The sequence below is a fragment of the Streptomyces albidoflavus genome (genome assembly GCF_000719955.1).
In the GTDB taxonomy this organism is placed as follows: Bacteria; Actinomycetota; Actinomycetes; order Streptomycetales; family Streptomycetaceae; genus Streptomyces; species Streptomyces albidoflavus.
The window spans coordinates 13,908-31,627 of the sequence record NZ_JOII01000031.1 but is presented as its reverse complement, the minus strand read 5'-3'; the positions used below and the strand labels follow the sequence as shown (position 1 = coordinate 31,627).

The 17,720-nt window shown below is 70.6% G+C and carries 20 protein-coding genes; 10 read left to right on the top strand and 10 right to left on the bottom strand.

The genetic code is table 11. The features are described 5' to 3' along the window. Window positions 1–156: 156 nt before the first annotated feature. Genes IF45_RS0125265 through IF45_RS0125250 form a run of 4 tightly spaced genes read left to right on the top strand, consistent with a single transcriptional unit; the run spans window position 157 to window position 3,058 of the window. Complete coding sequence (locus IF45_RS0125265) at window positions 157–498, top strand: hypothetical protein (RefSeq protein WP_018896247.1); 342 nt, start codon at window positions 157–159, stop codon at window positions 496–498. Continuing rightward, complete coding sequence (locus IF45_RS0125260; RefSeq protein ID WP_030309753.1) at window positions 498–1,994, top strand: C2 family cysteine protease; 1,497 nt, start codon at window positions 498–500, stop codon at window positions 1,992–1,994. The genes IF45_RS0125265 and IF45_RS0125260 overlap by 1 nt, the downstream gene beginning before the upstream one ends. Further along, window positions 1,984–2,286, top strand: a complete 303-nt coding sequence (locus IF45_RS0125255; protein WP_030309751.1) for a DUF6406 domain-containing protein — start codon at window positions 1,984–1,986, stop codon at window positions 2,284–2,286. The genes IF45_RS0125260 and IF45_RS0125255 overlap by 11 nt, the downstream gene beginning before the upstream one ends. Beyond that, window positions 2,279–3,058: a hypothetical protein gene (locus IF45_RS0125250; protein ID WP_030309749.1), complete on the top strand. Its 780-nt coding sequence runs from the start codon at window positions 2,279–2,281 to the stop codon at window positions 3,056–3,058. The genes IF45_RS0125255 and IF45_RS0125250 overlap by 8 nt, the downstream gene beginning before the upstream one ends. A gap of 34 nt (window positions 3,059–3,092) precedes the next feature. Here IF45_RS0125250 and IF45_RS0125245 read toward each other — a convergent pair whose 3' ends face one another. Beyond that, complete coding sequence (locus tag IF45_RS0125245) at window positions 3,093–4,091, bottom strand: hypothetical protein (RefSeq protein WP_370443961.1); 999 nt, start codon at window positions 4,089–4,091, stop codon at window positions 3,093–3,095. Between the two features lie 23 nt (window positions 4,092–4,114). Further along, window positions 4,115–4,780 (bottom strand): hypothetical protein, encoded by a 666-nt coding sequence (locus tag IF45_RS0125240; protein WP_030309745.1) that lies wholly within the window; start codon window positions 4,778–4,780, stop codon window positions 4,115–4,117. Between the two features lie 292 nt (window positions 4,781–5,072). On the opposite strand from IF45_RS0125240, the gene IF45_RS0125235 reads away from it, so the two are divergent. Beyond that, complete coding sequence (locus IF45_RS0125235) at window positions 5,073–5,426, top strand: hypothetical protein (RefSeq protein ID WP_165394051.1); 354 nt, start codon at window positions 5,073–5,075, stop codon at window positions 5,424–5,426. Between the two features lie 66 nt (window positions 5,427–5,492). Here IF45_RS0125235 and IF45_RS0125230 read toward each other — a convergent pair whose 3' ends face one another. After that, the gene (locus tag IF45_RS0125230; RefSeq protein ID WP_008404102.1) at window positions 5,493–5,930 is read right to left on the bottom strand and encodes a hypothetical protein; all 438 of its coding nucleotides are present in this window, start codon (window positions 5,928–5,930) and stop codon (window positions 5,493–5,495) included. A gap of 340 nt (window positions 5,931–6,270) precedes the next feature. Next, window positions 6,271–7,497 (bottom strand): RNA-guided endonuclease InsQ/TnpB family protein, encoded by a 1,227-nt coding sequence (locus tag IF45_RS0125225; RefSeq protein WP_030309741.1) that lies wholly within the window; start codon window positions 7,495–7,497, stop codon window positions 6,271–6,273. 45 nt (window positions 7,498–7,542) lie between these two features. Between IF45_RS0125225 and IF45_RS32625 the strand changes: the two genes are divergently transcribed. Continuing rightward, the gene (locus IF45_RS32625) at window positions 7,543–7,707 is read left to right on the top strand and encodes a YlcI/YnfO family protein (RefSeq protein ID WP_078503893.1); all 165 of its coding nucleotides are present in this window, start codon (window positions 7,543–7,545) and stop codon (window positions 7,705–7,707) included. Window positions 7,708–7,752: 45 nt separating this feature from the next. Here the strand turns inward: IF45_RS32625 and IF45_RS0125220 are convergent, their stop codons facing one another. Continuing rightward, window positions 7,753–8,079 (bottom strand): YkvA family protein, encoded by a 327-nt coding sequence (locus tag IF45_RS0125220; RefSeq protein WP_008404106.1) that lies wholly within the window; start codon window positions 8,077–8,079, stop codon window positions 7,753–7,755. Window positions 8,080–8,110: 31 nt separating this feature from the next. After that, window positions 8,111–8,614: a hypothetical protein gene (locus IF45_RS0125215; RefSeq protein ID WP_008404108.1), complete on the bottom strand. Its 504-nt coding sequence runs from the start codon at window positions 8,612–8,614 to the stop codon at window positions 8,111–8,113. An 88-nt stretch (window positions 8,615–8,702) separates the two neighbouring features. On the opposite strand from IF45_RS0125215, the gene IF45_RS0125210 reads away from it, so the two are divergent. Beyond that, window positions 8,703–9,698 (top strand): aldo/keto reductase, encoded by a 996-nt coding sequence (locus tag IF45_RS0125210; protein WP_008404110.1) that lies wholly within the window; start codon window positions 8,703–8,705, stop codon window positions 9,696–9,698. Window positions 9,699–9,917: 219 nt separating this feature from the next. Here the strand turns inward: IF45_RS0125210 and thpR are convergent, their stop codons facing one another. The 3 genes from thpR to IF45_RS0125190 form a co-directional block, all read right to left on the bottom strand. Then, complete coding sequence (gene thpR, locus IF45_RS0125200; RefSeq protein WP_030309739.1) at window positions 9,918–10,508, bottom strand: RNA 2',3'-cyclic phosphodiesterase; 591 nt, start codon at window positions 10,506–10,508, stop codon at window positions 9,918–9,920. A gap of 78 nt (window positions 10,509–10,586) precedes the next feature. After that, the gene (locus IF45_RS0125195; protein ID WP_008404115.1) at window positions 10,587–11,933 is read right to left on the bottom strand and encodes an MFS transporter; all 1,347 of its coding nucleotides are present in this window, start codon (window positions 11,931–11,933) and stop codon (window positions 10,587–10,589) included. Window positions 11,934–12,036: 103 nt separating this feature from the next. Beyond that, complete coding sequence (locus IF45_RS0125190; protein ID WP_003950034.1) at window positions 12,037–12,474, bottom strand: MarR family winged helix-turn-helix transcriptional regulator; 438 nt, start codon at window positions 12,472–12,474, stop codon at window positions 12,037–12,039. A 198-nt stretch (window positions 12,475–12,672) separates the two neighbouring features. On the opposite strand from IF45_RS0125190, the gene IF45_RS0125185 reads away from it, so the two are divergent. Beyond that, window positions 12,673–12,936 (top strand): hypothetical protein, encoded by a 264-nt coding sequence (locus IF45_RS0125185; protein ID WP_008404117.1) that lies wholly within the window; start codon window positions 12,673–12,675, stop codon window positions 12,934–12,936. Between the two features lie 73 nt (window positions 12,937–13,009). Here the strand turns inward: IF45_RS0125185 and IF45_RS0125180 are convergent, their stop codons facing one another. Further along, the gene (locus IF45_RS0125180; RefSeq protein WP_003950032.1) at window positions 13,010–14,455 is read right to left on the bottom strand and encodes an NCS2 family permease; all 1,446 of its coding nucleotides are present in this window, start codon (window positions 14,453–14,455) and stop codon (window positions 13,010–13,012) included. A gap of 357 nt (window positions 14,456–14,812) precedes the next feature. Here IF45_RS0125180 and IF45_RS0125175 point away from each other — a divergent pair, with 357 nt between their 5' ends. Beyond that, window positions 14,813–15,079: a DUF2530 domain-containing protein gene (locus IF45_RS0125175; protein WP_030309737.1), complete on the top strand. Its 267-nt coding sequence runs from the start codon at window positions 14,813–14,815 to the stop codon at window positions 15,077–15,079. Between the two features lie 168 nt (window positions 15,080–15,247). Next, on the top strand, window positions 15,248–17,686 hold the full coding sequence (locus IF45_RS0125170) for an HAD-IC family P-type ATPase (protein WP_030309735.1): 2,439 nt from the start codon (window positions 15,248–15,250) through the stop codon (window positions 17,684–17,686). Window positions 17,687–17,720 lie beyond the last annotated feature (34 nt).

Genomic DNA, 17,720 nt, shown 5'->3' with positions numbered 1-17,720 from the left:
GAGTGTGCCGGTTGTGTGCCCCCGGTGGAGACGCCCGGCTCTCCGTAGGAGCCACAGGCGCCCGGCCGTATGCTGCACGCGCGGTGCTCAGGGTCCGCCCCGGCGACCCGACGGAAGCACGGCACGCAGAGCGCCGACGGGGGAGAGGAACCGCACGTGGGGCCGAAGGACGCGGACGGCGAGGCCGAGTTGAAGAAACGCGCCGAGAAGCTGCGGGAGTGCGCCCGCGAGGCCCGCACCCTCGCGCGCCGCCTCGGACCGTACCTGGACGACCCGGTGAAGAAGGCCACCCCGCGCGCCGCCACCGGCGACGGCAAGGGCGCCATCTGGCAGGGCCCGTTCGCCGACGAGTGCACCGCCAAGCTCCAGGGCCACCAGCGCACCCTGAACGGCATGGGCACCGCCCTGCTCGCCGACGCCACCCGCTGGGAGGGCCAGGCCGACGAGCTGGACCGGCAGGCCAAGGAGAAGGCCAAGAGCCAGGCGGGCGGCAACTGATGACCTTCCGCGGATTCGACGCCGCCCGGATACGGGCCCTCGCGGGCGACCTGGACCGCCTCGCCGGCGACTCGGGACGCCTCCACTCCCAGCTCGCCACCCTGCTCACCACCGCCCAGCAGAACCTGCCCGCCGGCCAGAGCGCCTCCCGCGACCCCGGCCTCCAGGGCCTGGTCGGCGACCTGATCCCCATGCCCTCTCTCTTCGGCGGCCGCCGACGCCTGCCCGGCTCCCTCCAGGGCGAACTGGGCGACATGCAGGGCTCGATGAAGCGCCGCGTGAAGCAGATGGAGGGCCTGGCCGAACTGGAGAAGCTCGGCTACCCCGTCCGCGACGGCAGCGTCTTCCTCGACGAGAAACCGCCGGACGCGGAGAAGATCGACGCCGCCCGCCGCCACTTCCAGGACCTGCGCACCACCGACTTCGGCACCAACGGCAACCGGGACGACCTGGAGAGGATCGCCGCCGAACTGGACGGCCTGACCGCCGCCGAACTGGACGTCTTCTTCTCGAAGTCCTCCCCACGGGACCTCGCGTTCTACAACGAACTGCTCACCAACACCGACGACTCCGGCTGGAACCCGTTCGACAAGAACGGCCTGCCCGAGGCCGAACGCCGGGACACGCTCAGCCTGATGCTGTCCAGGATCAGCCCGGAGAACGTGGCCAAGTTCCAGACCGCCTTCCCCGACATGCAGCCCACCTTCACCAACACGGGCGCGTACGAGGAAGGCGGGAACAACCAGAACGGCCAGACCAACAACGGCATCCACTGGGCGCCGCCCTCCGACCCGCTCTTCCGCGACGGGGTCTCCGCCGACGACGTCAGCCAGAACCAGTTCGGCGACTGCTGGTACGTCGCCTCGCTGGCCGGGCTCTCCCAGCAGAACCCCCGGTTCATCGAGGAGGGCATCAAGGAGAACCCCAACGGCACCGTCAGCGTCCGCGTCTGGGACAAGGAGGGCAACCACCACTGGGTGACCATGACCGCCGACCTCCCGACCGACCAGAACGGCAACCCGATCAGCACGTACGGCAACGGCGAGACCTGGCCCGCGTACTACGAGAAGGCGTTCGCGATGGTCTACTCCGAGGACGGTGAGGGCGAACGCGGCTACGGCGGCATCGAGGGCGACGACCCCAAGAAGTCCGCCCCGTACCTGACCGGCCAGGAAGGCGAGGACCTGGAGACCGGCGGCTTCCTCGGCATCGGCCAGAGCCAGGACAAGGACATCGACCGGCTGCGCGAGGCGTACGAGTCCGGCCAGGTCGTCACCCTCTCCACCCCGGACGACGAGAGCCTCGACAAGGACCACCCCAAGGAGTGGGGCAGCACCTACCACACTAACCACGCCTACTACGTGCGCGGCTTCACCGACGACGGCAAGGTCATCCTCGGCAACCCCTGGGGTGTGCAGGGCTACGCGCCGATCACCGTGAGCCAGGACCAGCTCGACAAGTACTTCCACTACCCCGAGGCGTTCGATGTCCCCTGACGACGCGGCAGCACCGCAGGTCAAGTACCCCTTCGAGTTCGACGGGCGCTGGGTGCTGCGCTACCACGTCCCGTACTCCGTCGAGCACGAGGGCCACACCCACCGCATCGTGGCGACGATCTTCGCCCAGCCCTCGGTGCACGGCCGCATCCAGATCAGCAGCGCCGGCCGGCCCCTCGTCGAGCACGACGACCTGACCCCCGGCGACACCGTCGAGATCACCGGCGACGCCTGGCGCGTCGCCGAGGTCGACTACCGCACCCGGATCGTCCTGGAGCGCGCCCATGCGTAGGTACGGCGCGGGCGCGGCAACGGCTGCCGCCCTGACCCTGCTGGCGCTCGCCGGGTGCGGTACGTCCCCCGACCCCGGCGGCGAGGGCGGCGGCGACACCGGCAAGCCGACCCCGGCCGCCCGCGACAAGGGCCCCGCCTGCGTCGGTGAGGACCCCGGCGCCACCGTCCACGTCCTGCGCGGCGGCGGCTTCAAGCTTCCCGGCGGGGGCGGCGTGCAGTACGCGGACGCCACCGCCGACGGCACGCGGCGCACGGCCACCCTGCGCGACGGCGCCACGTACGCCTCCGGCCAGGAGGAGTGGAAGGTGGCACCCGGCGCCGAGGTCACCGTCTCCGGCCACGCCTACACCGTCCGGCAGGTCTGCGCCCACCGCGTCGTCCTGGAACCGGAGTCCGCCGAGGACCGCGCCGCCCTCGCCGCCGAACCCGCCTCACTCGAACCCCGCCAGGGCGCCGCCGACGACACCCTCTGCTTCACCACCAACCCCGCCGTCCGCAAGGCCGCCGCCCAGGGCTTCCCGGCCAAGGGCGACACCCTCGCCCTCCTCGCCAACGGCGGCGTCCAGCGCTTCCCCACCGGCCTCTCCGTCACGGTCGCCTACGTCCACCCGGACACCGGCACCGCCGGCCTCGACGCCAACTGCGCCACCGTCCCCGTCGCCGGCTACGAGGACGTACGGGCCGGGGACACCGTGGAGTTCGCCGGGGTGGAGTTCGAGGTGGCGACCCTGACCGACAAGGCCGTACGCCTCACCCGGACCAGCGACTAGGGAGGAGCGGGCCCCCGCCCCTCCCCGGACCCCGTCACCGGTTGATCGACTGAATCTCCTCGACCTCGACCGCCTGCTCGTTCCCGAACGTCCCGTCCGGCAGCGCCTGCGGTGCTGCCACACCGGTCCCGGTCCAGCTGATCTCCCAGGTCACGGTCGCCTCCATGGCGTACGACCCGTCACCGGACGAGCGCAGGTAGGTCACCCCGCACGGCGGCTCCTGGTCCGCCTTCCCCTTGGCGTACGGCTCCCCGATCGAGCCGTCATCGTTGATGGTGCACTCCCCCGACGCCGGGTGCAGCCGCGCGTCCTTCGTGCCCGGCTCGATCCGCAGGGACTTGGGCGTCGCCGTCGTCGTCGCCGACATGTCCAGCCCACCCACCGCCAACGAGGCCGTCACGGCCACCGGCTTGAACTCCCCACCGTCCAGCCACGCCCACGTCGGCAGATTCACCTTGCTCTTCCCACCGGGCGCAAGGGTCACCTCGGTCCCGGGCACCTTGATCTGCTCGTAGGCCAGCCCGGCGAGAATCTCGGGGGTGATGATGTTCTCGACATCGGGGGTTTCACCGTTGTCGGCCCAGAAGGGGACTCGTTCGCAGGCAAATTGTTCGTCCAGGGGTGCGTTGGGGTTCTGAACGGCACCCCACCACATCCCTTCGCCGTCCTTCTCCCGGTTGAAGTCCTCGTATTCCCCGTCGATGTAGTTGCGCCGCTCCTCGCTCCATTCGTTGATCGCCTCGGGCGGCATACCGGGATCGTGATGGATCGCTTCGTGGCCCCGCTGGTAGTAGTCGCGGAGTTCGTCCGGGGTCCACTTGGGCGCATACCAGCAGGGCGGCGGCGTCCAGTCTGAGGGAACTCTTGACACTGCCCCCGCCGAAGGCCCGCTTCCATTCTTGGAAGTGTCGTACGTGATCACCTCGACCTCTGCGGTCAGAGTGTCGCCCTCCCGGCCACCGGCGCCCTCAGCATTGTCGAGCGGAACCGCCAAGGCAGGGCTTACGGCACTGACCAGGCAGAGCGACGAAATTCCCGCCACGAGGACGGTGGTCCTCAGCCGGCGCACTGCGAGCCACCCCTCTCCGTCTTGACCTTGCTGGCACGCCACAAGCCCTTCTGCGACTTCGCCTGCTTCATCAGCACTTCGAAGGAGATGTACGGGCTCCCAAAGTCCTTGTCGGGGACCTTCTTTCCCGTCTTCGCTTCCTTACCGGCGGCCTTGGACTCGTCGGAGCAGAACGAGACGACTCGGACTCCTTCAGTCTTCGGTTCGGAAACCTTGACGTTCGACTGCCGCAACTCTCCCGTGAGAACCCAACCGTGTTCCACGTACTGCGTGACCTGGAACTTGGCGTACTCGTGGGCCTCGCTCATCGGGTCGATGTAGAACTTGTACACAGCACTTTCGGGGTCACCCTCAAAGATGGCGTGCTGGATCGATTTCATGAAGTTCTCTGCATCAGCAGATGCCGCCGCACCATCGGCGTCAGTCCCCTTGACCTCTTCGAACGTCATCTTGAAGTCATCCGGGAATTCGATCTCCGGCCGATCGATCCCGTCATCCCCCTTCTCACTCGGCGAAGCCGAAGCCTCAGCCGAGCTCTCCCCCGCTCCCGGAATCTTCTCGTCCGCCTCCGGTGACTCCCCGCCGCACGCGGTCAGGAGGAGGGTGGTCGCCGTGGCGAGGGCGGTGAGGGCGGGCAACGTTCGGCGGTTCACGTGTGACTCCCGGTGGGGGCGAAAGTGCGGACTGTAGGAACTGACGCTATCGCCGGGGCAATTGGTTTCGCCAGGCGGCTCGGGGGAGCGATGCGCCACAGGGGCCGGAAGTGTTCGGCGATACGGCGACAGCCGTGCCGTACGGCCGAATTGGCGCGCGCCGAACGACCGATATGCCGCTGGCGATCACCGGCGCTCCCCGGCAGATTCTCCAGGGCAACGCCAACCTCGAAACGTCCTCGTGATGAAAGGGTTTGACGTGAGAAGAGCACGCACCTTGGGCGCCGTGGCCATGACCCTGGCCATGGCGGGCGGCGTGTCGGTCGCCGCCCAGACGGCCGCCTCCGCCTCCGCCTCCACGCCCGCGCCCGTCCGGGCCGCGGCTGACACCTGTTCGTACCCGTACGTCTGTCTGTTCAAGAACGGTACGAGGATCGGGCAGTTCCAGGACGTCACCAGTGGGTTCCAGGACCTGCCGTCCCGGCCGTCCGGACCGAACCTGGTCGTCCAGAACACCCGCAACGACGATGTCGCCTACATCCGCCGGGCGAACGGCATCACCACCTGCCTTCCGCCGAAGACGAGTATCGGGATCGTCAGCGGAACGCTGACCGGCATACGCATCGACAGCCGCTCGACCTGCTGATCCACGTCGTACCGCTGGACGCGGGGCTCCTGGCGGTCCCGCCGGGAGCCTCGTTCGTGCGAGGGCTCAGGTGGTCCGCTCGTAGGTCCCCGGCCCCCGCTTCCCTTCGCCGGTGACCGTCAGCGTCCGGGCCGGTTCGGCGTCGGGGAGGGTCAGGGTGAGGGTGCGGTCGGGGCCCGAGGTGCAGGTGAGGGCGGCGGTGTACGCGGTGCGGCCGGCGCGCTGGGCCTCGCCGTTGCAGGTGGCGTCCTCGGCCGTGAGGGTGACGGCCCCGTCGTCGCTGACGGTGAGGGTGGCCGGGGCTTCCGGGTCGGCCTTGTCCCAGACGCCGGTGAGCGGACCGGCGGGGCCGGTGGTGGCGGGGCTGGGCGCGGGCTCGGCGGAGGTGCCGGTGGGCGTGGGGGCCGGGGCGTCGTCGCCGGAGCCGCAGGCGGCGGTGAGGGCGAGCAGGGGGGCGCACAGGAGGAGGGCGGCGGTCCGGCCTCGCGGTGTTCGCTTGGGCACGGGTTCCCCCGATGGTCTGCGGTGACGGCGACGGATGTCGCTGGGCACGCTGCCAGCAGCTTCGTCCCACGTCAAGCATGCCGCCACCGCCGCGCCGCACTCCGGTGCCCCGGCAGCATCCTCGGGGCCGCCTTGGCCTTCGGCCAGAGCCTGGCCGCCAGCAACACCTCGGCCGCCGCACCGGCGGGCAAGCACTTCACTCCGACTGCGCCCTACCACCACCCGTTCCCGCACCTGAGGCTGCGCGACGCAGGTCCACCAGGCGTCCAGTAGTCAGTCGGCGTGGTTCACCTTCGACATCTTGACGTCCTCCCCGCCTAAAGCTCATCGGCTGGGATTCCTACTGCCCGCGTCGCGGGGCTCGGTGGGTTCCTGCTTCACCGCGCCTCGCGGGCATGTATGCCCGTCTAACTGGCGCTCCACAGGCGTTTGGTGTCTCCGCCCGTCCGGCGGCGACGATGCGACGTCCTTCGAGAAGCACGTTGCGTGATGCGTTGTGGTCGCGGTTGTGGATGGTGGCGCACTTGCCGCACGTCCACTCGCGGATGTGCAGGGGCTTGGGGCCGTCCCGAAGCCCGCAGACCGAGCAGACCTGGGAGGACGGGAAGGCTCGGCCCACCTTGGCGAAGGTCCGGCCGTACAGGGCCGCCTTGTACTCCAGCATCGTCAGGAACTGTGCCCATCCGGCGTCGTGCACTGATTTGGCGAGCCGGGTACGTCCGAGGCCGGACACCAGGAGATCTTCCACGTACACCGCTTGGTTCTCACGGATGACCCTGGTGGATTCCTTGTGGTGCCAGTCCCTGCGCCGGTCCCCAACCTTGGCGTGCTGGCGTGCAACCTTGGCGCGGGCCTTCGCCCGGTTCTTCGAACCCTTCTCCTTGCGCGAAAGTGATCGCTGCATCCTCCCGAGCTTCTTCTCCGCGCGGCGGAGGAACTTCGGGGACTCGATCTTGCGACCGTCGGAGAGCACTGCGAAGTAAGTAAGCCCGAGGTCGATACCCACTTCCGTGTCCAGCTCGGGCAGGACGTCGCGCTCAGTGTCCACGACGAAGCTGGCCCAGTAGCGGTTCGAGGCGTCCTTGGTGACGGTGACGCTGGTCGGCGCCGCAGGAAGCTGACGCGACCAGCGCACGTACAGGTCTCCGACTTTGGCGATGTACAGACGGCCGTCCGACCGGAGCGAAAAGCCATTCACCGTGAGCCGGATGGCCTGCCGGTTGTCGTGCTTGGACTTGAATCGAGGCGGAGCGACCTTAGGCCCCTTGCGCTTACCGCTGACCGAGTTGAAGAAGTTCCGGTACGCGGTATGCAGATCCCGAAGAGACTGCACCAGCACCACCGAGGAGACTTCGCCAAGCCATTCCCGCCCCTCCGTTCGCTTGGCGGCGGTGACAACCTGCTTCTGGAGGTCAGCGTCCTTGATATACGGCAGCCCCGCCGCGTGCGCTTCCTGCCGAGCGCGAAGCCCGTCGTTGAAGACCACGCGCGCACACCCGAACGCCTTCGACAACGCGCCGCGCTGACCGGCGCTCGGGTACACACGGAAGTTGTACCGAAGCTGCATGGCTACATTTTAGCACCACAATGATGCTGGCTACATAATGGCATCATGACCAAGAATGTCAATGTGCGCTTCCCCGACGACGTCCACAAGGCCGCCGTTGCCGCCGCGGCCGCAGACGACCGCTCCCTGAACTCATGGCTGGTCGCCGTAGTGCGACGCGCCACCGAAACAAGGAAGGACACAGGGGGCGCTTCACCTACGCGCGGCTGAAACAGAGGAGGGGCCGACGAGGTGAACCCCTACGGACGTCCTGATCTAAGAGGTGGCGCCGGGCACCTTCGTCGTCCCGTCCGCCTGCTTCTCCCGGCGGGCGGCGACGGCGTGGGCGCCGGCCGAGTGCAGGGAGCGCAGGGCCAGCATGAGGAAGCCGATGTCGTCGAGGTAGATGGGGTCGGGGAGCAGGTCTACGGGGGAGATGGTGTAGACGACGGCGCTCCAGAACAGGGCCTTGTTCTGGAGCGGGATTCCGGCGTCCGCGAGGAGTTTGCGGGCGCGGAAGACGCGTACCAGCAGGACGAGGACGGCCGCCAGTCCCGCCAGGGCGAGGACCACGGCGAGGGCGATCCATTCACCGGTGCTCATGCGGCTACGCCTACCCCGTCGGGCCGCCGGTTCACGGGTACTCCTCGCCGCATCGCGAGCAGTAGACGGGGGCCGGGTCCTCGGAGACGCGGCCGCAGCCGGGGCAGACCCGGTCCATGAAGCAGGGCGGCTCCCCGCCGGCCGGTTCGGCGGCGCGGACGGTGCCGGGCGGGGCGGAGCCGACGGTGAGGCCGGGGCGGCGGCGGTGGACGGTGAGGTAGGCGAGGCCGTGCGGGCCCGCCGTGAAGGAGCGGTGGGAGCCGCGCGGCAGCCACAGCACGGCGGACTCCTCCAGCGCCAGGCCCTCCGGCTCGACCCGGCCGCTTCCGGCCACGACCACCAGCAGCACGTCGAGAACCGACTCGCGGTGTTCGCCGACGACCGCGCCGGGCGCCAGCCGGACCAGGTTGGCGTCGAGTTCCCGCCCGTCCTCGGCGAGGCGCCACAGCGCGCCGCGCTCCTCGTCCCCGGCCGCGGCGAGCCGCTCCCGCAGCAGCGCCAGCAGGTGGGGCCGGGCCCCGGTCGTCTCGGTCATGGCTCCGAGCCTGCCACAGCGCCTTGGCGAAGCCACGCCGTCCGGTGCTCTTGCCTGGAGCCCACTCGAAGGGCTTGGCTGTGGAGTCATGAAGTACACGCAGCTCGGACGTACGGGCCTCAAGGTCAGCCGCCTCGTGCTCGGCACGATGAACTTCGGGCCGAAGACCGGCGAGGCCGAGAGCCACGCCCTCATGGATACGGCTCTCGACGACGGCATCAACTTCTTCGACACGGCCAACGTGTATGGCTGGGGCGAGAACAAGGGGCGCACCGAGGAGATCCTCGGCACCTGGTTCGCCCAGGGCGGCGACCGCCGCGACAAGGTGGTCCTCGCCACCAAGGTCTACGGGAACATGGGCGCGGACGGCGCCGCCTGGCCCAACCACGACCGGCTCTCCGCCCTCAACATCCGCCGCGCGGTCGACGCGAGCCTGCGCAGGCTCCAGACCGACCACATCGACCTGTACCAGTTCCACCACGTCGACCGGCGCACCCCGTTCGACGAGATCTGGCAGGCCATGGACACCCTGGTCCAGCAGGGCAAGATCCTGTACGCCGGTTCCTCCAACTTCCCCGGCTACAAGATCGCCCAGGCCAACGAGGCGGCCGCCCGGCGCGGCAGCCTCGGCCTCGTCAGCGAGCAGTGCCTCTACAACCTCGCGGAGCGCCGCGCGGAGATGGAGGTCATCCCGGCCGCCGAGGAGTACGGCCTCGGCGTCATCGCCTGGTCGCCGCTGCACGGCGGGCTGCTCGGCGGCGCCATCCGCAAGGAGCGCGAGGGCGGCGGGTCGCGCACCAACGACGGCCGCTCGGGCGACGCGCTGGCCAACTCCACGATCCGCGCGCAGGTCCAGGCGTACGAGGACCTGCTGGAGAAGCACGGTCTGGAGCCGGGCGAGGTGGCGCTGGCCTGGCTGCTGACGCGGCCGGGGCTGACCGGGCCGATCGTCGGCCCGCGCACCGACGAGCAGCTGGCCTCGGCGGTCCGTGCCGTGGAGCTGGAGCTGCCGCAGGAGCTGCTGACGGCGCTCGACGAGATCTTCCCGGGCCCGGGGCCGTCCCCGGAGGCGTTCGCCTGGTGAGGCGGTAGCCGCAGCAAAGCGCCCCCGGAGTACGGCTCCGGGGGCGCTCCCGCGCGTACGGTCAGGCGCCGACGGCCGCCGAGACGGCGATGACGGCGAACATCAGTACAAGCACACCGGCCATGATCCGGTTCCTGGTCTTGGGGTCCACGCCTACGAGGTTAACGGCCTGGCGGCCGGCGACGGCCCCGGGGTGACACACCCCACGCGCCCCGACCGTCACCCGCCGAGCGGCCATCGCCCCTCCGTCGCGTACGTGGGCCGGGCCCCCGGTACGCCCCCGGGCGGCGGCACGCTGCGGACCAGCCGGACCTCGTCGGCCTGCCAGGGCCCGGCCGCCAGCTGGGCCAGTGCCTCGGCGAAGGGGGCGAGCCGGAGGGGCGGTCCGGGGCGGACGCGGGCCAGGGTCAGGTGCGGCCGGAAGGCGTGCTCGGCGTCGGGCGGCAGTCCGGCCCGGGTGGCGGCGGCGCGGACGCGGTCGGCGAGGCGGGCGAGGGCGTCGAGGTCGCCGTCGGGGCGGGCCCACAGGACGCGGTCGCCGAAGTGGCCGGCGCCGCGCAGGGCGAGCGGGAAGGGCGCGGTGCGGTGTGCGGCGCGGGCGAGCCGTGCGGCGAGGCCGTCCAGGCGGCCGGGGTCGCAGGCGCCGAGGAAGGCCAGGGTGACGTGGCGCCCGCCCGCCTCGGTGGGCCGCAGCCGGCCGGCGCCGGGCAGGGCGTCCAGCGCGGCGGTGGCGCGGCGCAGCTCGGCGAGGACCGCGTCGGGCGGGACGACGGCGACGAAGAGGCGGGGTCGGGGCGCGGGGCTGGCCATGGGTGCAGTCTGCCGGGCCGGGTACGGCGACGGCCGCTCCCCCGGCGTGGGGAGCGGCCGTGTGCGGTCCGGGTGCGGTCAGGCGGCGGGCGCCAGCCGCTTCTCGTCGGGCACGAACCTTATGTGCTTGCGGCCCCGGCGCAGGTCGACCTTGACCTTCAGCCCGCCGACGCGGGCCAGGATCAGGCCGACGGCGAGGGCGGCCAGCAGCGAGATGGCGCCGCCGACGGCGAAGCCGGTGCGGGCGCCGTACTCGTCGGTGATCCAGCCGAGCAGGGGCGCGCCCAGCGGCGTACCGCCGGTGAAGACCATCATGAAGAGGGCCATGACGCGTCCGCGCATCTGCGGTTCGGTGGCCATCTGCACGTAGGAGTTGGCCGTGACGTTGACAGTCAGGCCGAACATGCCGGTCAGCACCATGAGGACGGCGAAGATCCAGACCGACGGCGCGAAGGCGGCGACGATCTCCAGGACACCGAAGGCGGCGGCGGCCGCGACCAGCAGGCGGAGCCGTCCCGCGCCGCGCCGGGCGGCGAGCAGGGCACCGGCCAGGGAGCCGGCGGCGATCAGCGTGTTGAGCGTGCCGTACATGCCGGGGCCGCCGTCGAAGACCTTGTCGGCGAAGGCGGAGAGCCAGATCGGGAAGTTGAACCCGAAGGTGCCGATGAAGCCGACCAGCACGATCGGCCAGATCAGGTCGGGCCGCCCGGCGACGTACCGCAGGCCCTCGCGGAGCTGGCCCTTGCCGCGCGGGGTGCGCGGGGCCTTGTGCAGGTCGCCCATCCGCATCATCAGGAGCCCGGCGATGGGCGCGGCGAAGGAGAGGCCGTTGATGAGGAAGGCGTAGCCGGAGCCGACGGCGCTGATCAGCACGGCGGCGACGGCCGGGCCGACGAGGCGGGCGGACTGGAAGTTGGCCGAGTTGAGGGAGACCGCGTTGGCGAGCTGACGGGGTCCGACCATCTCGCTGACGAAGGTCTGCCGGGCCGGGTTGTCGACGACGGTGACGAGGCCGAGGACGAACGCGGTGACGTAGACGTGCCAGACCTGAACGTGGCCGGTGAGGGTCAGCGCGGCGAGGGCGAGGCCGGTGAGGCCCATGGCGCTCTGGGTGAAGAGGAGCAGCGGCCGCTTGGGCAGCCGGTCGACGAGGACACCGCCGTAGAGGCCGAAGAGGAGCATCGGCAGGAACTGGAGGGCGGTGGTGACACCGACGGCGGCCGACGACCCGGTGAGGGTGAGGACCAGCCAGTCCTGGGCGATGCGCTGCATCCAGGTGCCGGTGTTGGAGATGACCTGTCCGGTGAAGAAGAGCCGGTAGTTGTGGATCTTCAACGAGCTGAACATGGACTGCTTGGGGGCGGGCGGGGTGGAGTCGTGGGCGGCTGGTGCGGGGGCGGAGTCTGCTCCGGGTCCCGTACTCAAAGGACGTCGCCTCCTCGTGGCGGGGGTGTCTGGCCTGTCTTCGTCGATCGGTGCTGCTGGGTGCTGCTGGTACTGGTGTGCTGCTGCCCGGCCGGGGCGCGGGTCAGAGGTGGGCGAGCTTCTCCAGGACGGGGGCGGCGGCGCGGACCTTGGCCCACTCCTCCTCGTCCAGCTCGGCGGCGAGGGAGGCGAGCCAGGCGTTCCGCTTGCTGCGGCTCTCCTCGAGCATCGCCTCGGCCTCCTCGGTCTGGGTGACCACCTTCTGGCGGCGGTCCTCGGGGTGCGGCTCCAGCCGGACCAGGCCCTTGGCCTCCAGGAGCGCCACGATCCGCGTCATCGACGGGGGCTGCACGTGCTCCTTGCGGGCCAGTTCGCCGGGGGTGGCGGTACCGCAGCGGGCGAGGGTCCCGAGCACCGACATCTCGGTGGGACTCAGCGACTCGTCGACCCGCTGGTGCTTGAGTCGGCGGGAGAGGCGCATGACGGAGGAGCGCAGTGCGTTCACGGCGTCGGCGTCTTCGCCATGGGTGAGGTCCGGCATAGTCGTTAGAGTAACTCATTACTATGTCTAAAGACCACTCGTGGTGGCGGGCGTCACGGGCCCGGTCCGGACACCCTCCGCAGGAGTGACCAGCCTCGCCCGGGGGCTGCCGTGCGGGCACGTGGTCGTCACCCGAAAGAGTGAGGCGGGCGGGAAAAGCGGCACGATCGCGCCAGACGTGCGGGGACCCTGACAGGTATGGACACCCACGTACTCAGCCTGCGCATGGACTCAGAGCTGTTCGAACGTCTTCGGGGTCACGCGGCCAGACGCGGCATGAGCGTCCAGGACTACGTCGTGCGGACGATGATCCGGGACGACTTCGACCAGCGGTTCCAGACGGCGGTGGAGGAGACCGAGAAGTTCTACGGGGACGAGGACGGCGGCGCGCCCGGAGCCGGGGAGGTCGCGGAGGAGCCCGCGCGGGACGGGGCCGTGAACGGCGCGGCCCGGCCCACCTGACCTCCGCGGTGAGCGGGGGCCGGGCGGACCGGGCCGGTGCCGTACGGCCGCGCGGGGCGCGGGCCGGGGCCTGTCAGGTGAGGCCGAGGGCAGGCATCAGGTAGTAGAAGGCGAAGACACCCGAGACCACGTACATCGCCGCGGGGACCGAGCGGCCGCGGCCGGCGGCGAGGCGCAGCACGCAGAAGCTGATGAAGCCCATGCCGATGCCGTTGGTGATGGAGTACGTGAACGGCATCATCATGAAGGTGATGAAGGCCGGGATCGCGATGGTGAAGTCCGTCCAGTCGATCGCGCCGATCGAGCCGGAGAGGATCAGGAAGCCGACCGCGACCAGGGCCGGGGTGGCCGCCTGCGAGGGGACCATCGTCACGACCGGCGTCAGGAAGAGGCCGATGGCGAAGAGGCCGCCGGTCACGATGTTGGCGAAGCCGGTCCGGGCGCCTTCGCCGACACCGGCGGTGGACTCCACGAAGCAGGTGGTGGCGGAGGAGGACGAGGCGCCGCCCGCCGCGACGGCGATGCCGTCGACGAAGAGGACCTTGTTGATGCCGGGCATGTTGCCCTGGGCGTCGGTCAGCTCGGCCTCGTCGCCGACCGCCATGATCGTGCCCATCGCGTCGAAGAAGCACGACAGCAGCACGGTGAAGACGAAGAGGATGCCGGTGAGCAGCCCCACCTTGGCGAATCCGCCGAAGAGGCTGACCTGTCCGATCAGGCCGAAGTCCGGGGTGGCCACCGGGTTGCCGGGCCACTCGGGCGTGGTCAGGCCCCAGGACGGGATGTCGGCGACGGCGTTGATGATCAGGGCCAGCACGGTCATCGCCACGATGGAGATGAGGATGGCGCCGGGCACCTTGCGCACCATGAGAGCCAGCGTCAGCAGCACGCCGAGGACGAAGACCAGCACGGTCCAGCCGTTGAGGTGACCGTCGGCGCCGAGCTGGAGCGGGACGGTGGTCTGCGCGGCGTCCGGGATGCGGGAGACGAAACCGGCGTCGACCAGGCCGATCAGCATGATGAACAGGCCGATACCGATGGCGATGCCCTTGCGCAGGCCGAGCGGCACCGCGCTCATGACCCGCTCGCGCAGCCCCGTGGCGACCAGCAGCATGACGACGAAACCGGCGAGGACGACCATGCCCATCGCGTCCGGCCAGCTCATCCGGGGGGCGAGCTGGAGGGCGACCACCGTGTTGACGCCGAGTCCGGCGGCCAGGGCCACCGGCACGTTGCCGATGACGCCCATGAGCAGCGTGGTGAGGGCCGCGGTCAGCACGGTGGCGGTGACCAGCTGGCCGTTGTCCAGCTGGTGGCCGTACATGTCCTTGGCGCTGCCGAGGATGATCGGGTTCAGCACGATGATGTACGCCATCGCAAAGAACGTGGCGAAACCGCCGCGCACCTCGCGAGAGAGCGTGGAACCGCGCTCAGTGATCTTGAAGTAGCGGTCGAGCGCGCCGGACGGCGGGTTCGGCTGCTCGGACGTGGCGTCCTGGGCAGGGGCCGAGGTGGGCATGGAAACCTCAGGGGTGCGAGGCGTACGGGCTCTTTGGCGGGAGGTCCGTACGAAGGGACGGGGGTACGTGGTGACCGCACAGAATCAGCCAGGCATGACCTCCGGATCACGATCATGTGACCGGCGGATCAACCCGTCCGAGGGCGGAAACCTACCGATACTTGCGGCCCTTGTGTCTTCTTACGAAAGAAAACGGTCAGCCTCAAGCTGTTTCAGTATGAATACATGAACCCGAAATTGCTATCTCCGCGCGTAGAGGCATAAGCCACAGGGCCGGAGGGCCTTGCCGGGGGCGGCCGGAAGGGTGCGGGCGGGCGCGCCGCCGGGGGCCGGGCGGGACGGTCGTAAGCTGGGGGCATGAAGAAGTGGACGCCCCGGCACGAGGCACCGGAACCCCTGGAAGGGCCCGTGGTGGCCACCATCACCGGCGGCACGATCCTCTGGTTCGTCCTCTTCCTCGCCCAGCTCCCCTTCTACGGCTGGTACGACGACCACGGCCACACCTGGTGGATCTGGACCTGCCTGGCCGGCGCGGGCCTCGGCTGCCTCGGCGTCTGGTACGTCCGCCGCCGCGAGGCCGCGCTGAAGCGGGCCGCCGCGGCCGCCCCGCAGCCCGGCTCCTGAGCCGATTGCGGCACCCCGTGTAGCACCCCTCCCGTAGGGGGCGGGGCTACCTCGGTCGGGGATGCGGCGGCCCACCCCCTACGGCGGTGCCACCCCCGTCTCGTACCCGGGACGGATCTTTGGACCCTCGGGCGGTGAAGTGCGAGCGCGGGCCTTAACGTCTGTGTCATGACGCAGCGGGGACAGGTGGACACCGGGGGTTCGGACTCCGGGAACAGCCGGATCGACACGGGGGCGGAGCCGGACGCCGCCCCTCCCGCCGTGCCGCCCGAGCCCGGACTGTCCTCGGCCGAGGTCGCCGAGGCGGTCGCACGCGGCGAGGTCAACGACGTCCCCGTCCGCAGCTCCCGCTCGCTGGCCGAGATCGCCCGCGCCAACATCTTCACCCGGTTCAACGCCATCATCGGCGTCCTCTGGGTGATCATGCTCTTCGTCGCGCCGATCCAGGACAGCCTCTTCGGCTTCGTCATCGTCGCCAACACCGGCATCGGCATCTTCCAGGAGTGGCGCGCCAAGCGGACCCTGGACGGCCTCGCGGTGATCGGCGAGGCCAAGCCGACCGTGCGCCGGGACGGCAGACCGGGCGAGGTCTCCACCTCCGAGATCGTCCTCGGCGACCTCATCGAGATCGGTCCCGGCGACAAGATCGTGGTCGACGGCGAGGTCCGCGAGGCGGACGGCCTGGAGGTCGACGAGTCCCTGCTCACCGGCGAGGCCGACCCGGTCGTCAAGCGCCCGGGCGACGAGGTGATGTCCGGCTCCTTCGTCACCGCCGGCGGCGGCGCCTTCCGCGCCACCAAGGTCGGCCGCGAGGCGTACGCGGCGCAGCTCGCCGAGGAGGCGTCCCGGTTCACCCTGGTCCACTCCGAGCTGCGCTCGGGGATCAGCACCATCCTCAAGTACGTCACGTGGATGATGGTGCCGACCGCGATCGGCCTCGTCGTCAGCCAGCTGGTCGTCCGCGACAACGACTTCAAGAACGCGGTGGCCCGCACCGTCGGCGGCATCGTCCCGATGGTCCCCGAGGGCCTGGTGCTGCTCACCTCGGTCGCCTTCGCGATAGGCGTGATCCGGCTGGGCCGCAAGCAGTGCCTCGTCCAGGAGCTGCCCGCCATCGAGGGGCTCGCCCGCGTCGACACGGTCTGCCTCGACAAGACCGGCACCCTCACCGAGGGCGGCATGGACGTCCAGGCGATCCGCCCGCTCGGCGGCGCCGACGAGGCGTACGTCCGGCGGGTGCTCGGCGCGCTCGGGGCCGGCGACCCCCGGCCCAACGCCAGCCTCCAGGCCGTCATCGACGCCTGCCCGGCCCCCGAGGGCTGGCGCACCACCGGCACGCTGCCCTTCTCCTCCGCCCGCAAGTACAGCGGCGCCTCCCTGGACGAGGGCGACGCCACCCACCGCACCTGGCTGCTCGGCGCCCCGGACGTCCTGCTGCGCCCCGGCGCCGAGGCGCTCGCCGAGACCGACGCGCTCAACGAGCGGGGCCTGCGGGTCCTCCTCCTCTCCCGGACCGCGGGCGGGCTGGACGGGCCCGACCCGGGCGCCGGGGCCGAGCCGACCGCCCTCGTCGTCCTGGAGCAGCGGCTCCGCCCGGACGCCGCCGACACCCTGCGCTACTTCGAGGACCAGCACGTCGCGGCCAAGGTCATCTCCGGGGACAACGCCGTCTCGGTGGGCGCGGTCGCCGGGAAGCTGGGGCTGCCCGGCGCGGAGCGGACGTACGACGCGCGCAAGCTCCCCAAGGAGCCGGAGGCCCTCGCCGACACGCTCGACGAGAACACGGTCTTCGGCCGGGTCACCCCGCAGCAGAAGCGGGACATGGTCGGCGCCCTCCAGGCGCACGGCCACACGGTCGCCATGACCGGCGACGGGGTCAACGACGTCCTCGCCCTCAAGGACGCGGACATCGGCGTCAGCATGGGCTCGGGCTCGGAGGCCACCCGGGCCGTCGCCCAGATCGTCCTGCTGAACAACAGCTTCTCCACGCTGCCGTCGGTGGTCGCCGAGGGCCGCCGCGTCATCGGCAACATCACCCGCGTCGCCACGCTCTTCCTGGTCAAAACGGTCTACTCGGTCCTGCTCGCCATCCTCGTCGTCCTCTCCCAGACCGAGTACCCCTTCCTCCCCCGCCACCTCACCCTGCTCTCCACCCTGACCATCGGCGTCCCCGCCTTCTTCCTCGCCCTCGCCCCCAACAAGGAGCGCGCCCAGCCGCACTTCGTGAAACGCGTGATGCGGTACGCGATCCCCGGCGGCGTGATCGCCGCCCTCGCCACCTTCACCACGTACATGACGGCCCGGGCGTACTACACCGGCCCCGACTCCCTCCCCGCGGAGACGAGCGCGGCGACGCTGACCCTCTTCCTGGTCTCCCTCTGGGTGCTGGCGATCATCGCCCGCCCCTACACCTGGTGGCGGGTCGGCCTGGTCGCCACGATGGCCGGCGCCTTCCTCGTCGTCCTCGCCGTCCCGTGGCTCCAGGACTTCTTCGCCCTGCGGCTGGTCGGCTCGGTGATGCCGTGGGCGGCGGTCGGTATCGCGGTGATCGCGGCAGCCCTCATCGAGGTGGTCTGGCGGCTGGTCGACCGGCGCCTGCCGGTCTGACCCACCCGAAGCGCCTTACGCGGAAACGGCCGAG

Excerpts from the sequence above, each read along its gene's own strand:
- IF45_RS0125170 (WP_030309735.1), top strand. The coding sequence starts at position 15,248 with ATGACGCAGCGGGGACAGGTGGACACCGGGGGTTCGGACTCCGGGAAC.
- IF45_RS0125225 (WP_030309741.1), bottom strand. The coding sequence starts at position 7,497 with ATGCAGCTTCGGTACAACTTCCGTGTGTACCCGAGCGCCGGTCAGCGC.
- IF45_RS0125180 (WP_003950032.1), bottom strand. The coding sequence starts at position 14,455 with ATGCCCACCTCGGCCCCTGCCCAGGACGCCACGTCCGAGCAGCCGAAC.
- IF45_RS0125255 (WP_030309751.1), top strand. The coding sequence starts at position 1,984 with ATGTCCCCTGACGACGCGGCAGCACCGCAGGTCAAGTACCCCTTCGAG.
- IF45_RS0125250 (WP_030309749.1), top strand. The coding sequence starts at position 2,279 with ATGCGTAGGTACGGCGCGGGCGCGGCAACGGCTGCCGCCCTGACCCTG.
- IF45_RS0125215 (WP_008404108.1), bottom strand. The coding sequence starts at position 8,614 with ATGACCGAGACGACCGGGGCCCGGCCCCACCTGCTGGCGCTGCTGCGG.
- IF45_RS0125190 (WP_003950034.1), bottom strand. The coding sequence starts at position 12,474 with ATGCCGGACCTCACCCATGGCGAAGACGCCGACGCCGTGAACGCACTG.
- IF45_RS0125220 (WP_008404106.1), bottom strand. The coding sequence starts at position 8,079 with ATGAGCACCGGTGAATGGATCGCCCTCGCCGTGGTCCTCGCCCTGGCG.
- IF45_RS0125175 (WP_030309737.1), top strand. The coding sequence starts at position 14,813 with ATGAAGAAGTGGACGCCCCGGCACGAGGCACCGGAACCCCTGGAAGGG.
- IF45_RS0125185 (WP_008404117.1), top strand. The coding sequence starts at position 12,673 with ATGGACACCCACGTACTCAGCCTGCGCATGGACTCAGAGCTGTTCGAA.
- IF45_RS0125210 (WP_008404110.1), top strand. The coding sequence starts at position 8,703 with ATGAAGTACACGCAGCTCGGACGTACGGGCCTCAAGGTCAGCCGCCTC.
- thpR (WP_030309739.1), bottom strand. The coding sequence starts at position 10,508 with ATGGCCAGCCCCGCGCCCCGACCCCGCCTCTTCGTCGCCGTCGTCCCG.
- IF45_RS0125260 (WP_030309753.1), top strand. The coding sequence starts at position 498 with ATGACCTTCCGCGGATTCGACGCCGCCCGGATACGGGCCCTCGCGGGC.
- IF45_RS32625 (WP_078503893.1), top strand. The coding sequence starts at position 7,543 with ATGACCAAGAATGTCAATGTGCGCTTCCCCGACGACGTCCACAAGGCC.
- IF45_RS0125235 (WP_165394051.1), top strand. The coding sequence starts at position 5,073 with ATGACCCTGGCCATGGCGGGCGGCGTGTCGGTCGCCGCCCAGACGGCC.